This window comes from Deferrivibrio essentukiensis, from assembly GCF_020480685.1.
Classification (GTDB): domain Bacteria; phylum Chrysiogenota; class Deferribacteres; order Deferribacterales; family Deferrivibrionaceae; genus Deferrivibrio; species Deferrivibrio essentukiensis.
On the sequence record NZ_JAJAFU010000040.1, the window covers coordinates 1 to 4,593 of the forward strand.

General features: G+C 31.7%; 4 protein-coding genes. All 4 read left to right on the forward strand.

All coding sequences use genetic code 11. The features are described from left to right. Positions 1-108 precede the first annotated feature (108 nt). The gene (locus LF845_RS11565) at positions 109-876 is read left to right on the forward strand and encodes an inositol monophosphatase family protein (RefSeq protein ID WP_242821169.1); all 768 of its coding nucleotides are present in this window, start codon (positions 109-111) and stop codon (positions 874-876) included. Next, positions 866-3,265: a DUF4388 domain-containing protein gene (locus tag LF845_RS11570; RefSeq protein WP_242821170.1), complete on the forward strand. Its 2,400-nt coding sequence runs from the start codon at positions 866-868 to the stop codon at positions 3,263-3,265. The genes LF845_RS11565 and LF845_RS11570 overlap by 11 nt, the downstream gene beginning before the upstream one ends. A 141-nt stretch (positions 3,266-3,406) precedes the next feature. Continuing rightward, positions 3,407-4,192, forward strand: a complete 786-nt coding sequence (locus LF845_RS11575; RefSeq protein WP_242821171.1) for an ABC transporter ATP-binding protein — start codon at positions 3,407-3,409, stop codon at positions 4,190-4,192. Further along, a partial coding sequence (locus LF845_RS11580) for an AMP-binding protein (RefSeq protein ID WP_242821172.1) occupies positions 4,183-4,593 on the forward strand: 411 nt, incomplete at its 3' end. The genes LF845_RS11575 and LF845_RS11580, both read left to right, overlap by 10 nt.

A 4,593-nucleotide genomic window follows, 5' to 3' on the forward strand; every position in this document is an offset into this window, starting at 1 on the left:
ATTTTAAAAGCTTAAAAGATGTGCATAAAAATATGGTTATTAAAATTAAAGTTTACATTATTGTATCTAATTGTTAACATAAGTTATTAGTATGTGTATGGAGTAACTGTGAAAGATATTTTGATAAACGGTGTAAAAAAGGCTGGAGAAATTTTAAAAGAAGATTTTTACAGGCCAAAGACTGTATCAAACAAAGGGGTAGCCGATTTAGTAACTGAAACGGACTTAAAGATAGAGGAGTTTTTAAAAAAATATTTTTATAAACAATTGCCAGATTATAAGTTTGTTGGGGAGGAAACAAGTCTTGATTTAAGCTTTAAAGAGAAGTGTTTGATAGTCGACCCAATCGATGGTACAACGAACTTTGTGCATAGATTCCCTTTTGTTGGTATCTCTGTAGGAGTTTATGAAAACTTAAACCCTGTAGCCGCTACTGTATTTAACCCTATAATGGATGAACTTTATTACGCAGAGGTAGGTAAAGGTGCTTTTTTAAATGGGAGCCGCATTTTTGTGTCTACACAAAGCAAGATAGAAAATTCATTACTGGCGACAGGTTTCCCTTATGGGTTTGTTGAAAAAAATAAAAAAGATATTTTAGCAAAGCTTGAAAAAATTCTTAGTAACTCAAGAGGGGTTAGAAGGGCTGGTGCTGCTTCATTAGATTTGTGCTATGTAGCTCGCGGAGTTTTTGACGGATATTATGAGGGTGGACTAAAACCTTGGGATGTAGCTGCAGGGGTGTTGATAGTTAGTGAAGCAGGTGGTAAAATATCAAATATGAATGGTGGTAATTTTTCTTTTGAAGACGAATATATAGTTGCATCAAATAAAATAATACACAATGAATTAATTGAGGTGCTATGTGGTATCTAAAAAAGGTCTGGTTGGTGATTTATTATCAATGCCTCTTTCCGATGTTTTTCAGTGGATTGCTATGGCAAATAAGTCTGGAGAGTTATTTATTCAGCATGAAAGTGAGGACGCCAGTTTTATATTTAAAAAAGGGAAAATAGTTTATGCCAGCTCTAACAATCCTAAATTTCTTCTTGGACAAATATTATTAAAATACAGAATGATAACTAAAACTCATCTAATAAAAGCTTTAAGTATCCAAAAAAAGAGCAGAAAGCCGCTTGGACAGATATTTATAGAGAATAAATTTATAAATAAAAAACAATTAGAAAAAGCGATATTATATCAGATAGAGGAAATCGCTTACTACCTTTTAACCTGGAAAAATGGATATTTCAATTTTAATGAAAGGGATATCGAGGTCAACACTGCAACGGAAGTGTCAGTAGAAAATCTTTTGATGGAAGGGCTTAGAAGAAGTGACGAAATGAAAAATATGCTCAAGTATTTTAATGATAATTCAATCATTGAAGTGGTTGATGCTGAAAATGATAAGATTGGCCTTTTTGATGGAGAAAAATCTGTCAAAGAGGTATTGTTTTTGAGAGGTGGGGACGATTTTGTGACCTATAAGCTGATTTATGAGGGTTTGAAAAGTAAAATATACAAAATAGTAGGAGAAAAGGAGAGTTCTGACACGCCAGGTGTTAATGACCCGATTTTGGATTTTTTGGTGGCGCTTGAACTTTTTAATAAAGGAAAAATTTATGAGTCTTATAAAAAAGTTAAGACAATTATTTCAAAGGGTTACAAGGGAGAACAAGTTTTAAAATTTTATGATAATCTTAAGATATTTATAACAAAGTATTTTTATAAAAAGTTTGGTGGGGACAACTCTTGTTTTGCTTTGAACAGATTAAAATTTTTAGATGAAAAGATTTATATTACCCCTACAGAAGGTTTTGTTCTTTCAAGAATAGATGAGTATCCTTGCATAGTTCAACTGGAAAAGGTTGTTAATGTTGATAGGCATGAACTGTATCTAATTGTTGATAAGCTAAATAAATACGGTCTTTTGCTATTGAAAGAGAGAGAAGAAAATAAGACCGAATTGTTTACATTGAATGTAATAAATTCTATTTTAAATATTTATTCCCGAGAGCTTACGGGTGAGATGGAGATAATAACAGCAGCAATATCTGCCAAAGCATATTTTTCAGGTGGCAAGTTAAAATTTATTTACTCCACAACCGACAAGTACTCTTTAGGCAATTATCTTATTGAGTCTGGAAAATTTAATGTGGAATTTGCATCAAATTACAGAGATATAGGCGATATTATTCAATATCTTATAGATGAAAAGAATATGCTGAGTGATGAGTTAAATGGTATTTTTGAAGTATATTCCAGTATGATTTTTTATGAGGTTTTAAAACATAAACCAATTTCTGCAATATTTATTCACGGCAAAACATTTCCTTATGATATTTCGTTAAACTTTAACTTATTATATATGACAGCTTTTGCTGTTTATAATGATGAGGTGTATTTCGAAAATGAAATAGATTTTTCAAAAAATTACGAGCTTGTAAAAGACTCTACAAAACTTCTTGAAGAGTTTGGAAATATAAGTTGTGTTAAGTTGTTGTTGGATGAATTTAATGAGAATATCTTTCCGGCTAAAAAATTGAAAGGGTTAGATACAGGATTTTTAATACTCTTAAATATTTTATTTAAGCTTGGATATATTAGGGAGCTGGAAAATGAGGAGTTAAGTGCGGAACAGTTGAAAAACTTTTTAAAAGAGATAAAAGACCTAACACCGCAAGAACTATTTGGCGTTAATAAAGAAAGCCTGAATTTAGAGGACTTGAAACAAAAATATCTTAAATTCTCTAAGAAGTATCACCCCGATTTGTTTCAAAATAATGAGGCAAAAAAAATAGCAAATGAGTTGTTTGAAACAATCAAGTTTGCCTATGATACACTTGTGGGTGAGTCCACCAATGCTAATTCCAATTCCGAATCAAGAATTGATGCAAAGAAGATATTTGCTGCGGAACAGTACTTAAGTAGCGGAAAAGTTTATTTAAATATGGGTAAACTGTATGATGCTGTTGATGCGTTTAAAAAAGCGTATGAAAATTTCCAGTTTGACGATGAGATAAGAGCTTACTATGCCTTGGCGCTTATAAAATCAAATGATTATGTTGAAGGCTTTAAATTATTAAAAGATATAAAGTTGGATGAATTTAATGACCATGAGCTTTATTTTGCGTACATTGATGCAGCTATTAAGCTAAAAAAAGCAGATTTGGCCGATAAAGTTATAAATAAAGCATTTACACTTTTTCCTGAGCAGGTGAGAAAACTGTCTATCTATCAGCAAAAGTTAAAAAATTTAAAGTAAAATTAAGTGCAGTTTAACAAAATTTGGTTAAACTGAATTTTAAATTGACTACATTGGTATTTTTTATTATAAATTTAATAAGCAATAAAGTTGTATAATATAATTTGTATTATAATAGATTTCCAAGGTTAGAGGAGATTGATGAGTATAAATAACGAAGTTATTCTTGATTTGAATAAAGTTTACCTTAGTTTCGGTGGGATTCTTGCTATTGCAGGTGTTTCATTTAAAGTTTACAAAGGGGAGATATTTTCAATTATCGGCCCAAACGGAGCTGGAAAAACAAGTATATTAAATACAATTACAGGTATTTACTTCCCTAATAAAGGGAAGATTACGTATAAAGGTTTGGATATTACTAAAATGCCTGTCCATAAAAGACCTTCTTATGGTTTGGTGAGGACTTTTCAAAATTTAGAGCTTTTTAAAGGGATGACAGTATTGGATAATTTGATGTTATCAAGGCACAATTTTTTAAATTATGGTCTTCTGTCTTCTATTTTTTATTTTGGTAAAACTTTAAAAGAGGAAGTAGCCCACAGAAGGAGAGTGGAAGAGGTCATAGATTTTCTTAATCTTTCAGGATACAGAAAAAAACATGTGTTTGAGTTATCTTACGGTATTCAAAAAAGGGTTGAGCTTGCAAGAGCACTTTGCCTTGAGCCGGAGCTTATTTTATTAGATGAGCCTATGGCTGGAATGAACAGTGAAGAGACTGAAGATATGGCAAGGTATATTATTGATATAAATGAGGAGATGGGTGTTACGGTTGTGCTGATTGAGCATGATATGAGTGTTGTAATGGATTTGTCAAATAGAGTAATGGCACTGGATTTTGGGGAAAAAATTTGTGAAGGATTGCCTGAAGATGTAGCCAAAGATAAAAGGGTTATTTCTGCATATCTTGGAGAGGAAAAATGGATATAGTTTTAAAGCCGCTCCCTTCTTATCTTTTAGATAATTATGTTAAAAACCCGACTGGAGTAGCTTTTAGAGAAAAAGACTATGGTATTTGGAATGAATATACGTGGCAAGATTATTTGGGGCTTATTTCTAAAGTCGCCTATTATTTCCAAGAGTGCGGGCTTAAAAATGGTGATACGGTTGCAATTGTAGGTGATAACAAACCTGAATGGGTTATTTCAGAAATAGCTTCTCAGCTTTTAAGAGCCTATCCTGTGGGAATTTATCAAGATTCTATAGTTAGTGAAGTAGAATATATTTTAAAAAAGACAAACGCCAAGATAGTAGTGGCGGAAGATCAAGAGCAAGTAGATAAAATTCTTGAGATTATAGATAATGTCCCGTCTATTTTAAAGATTATATAT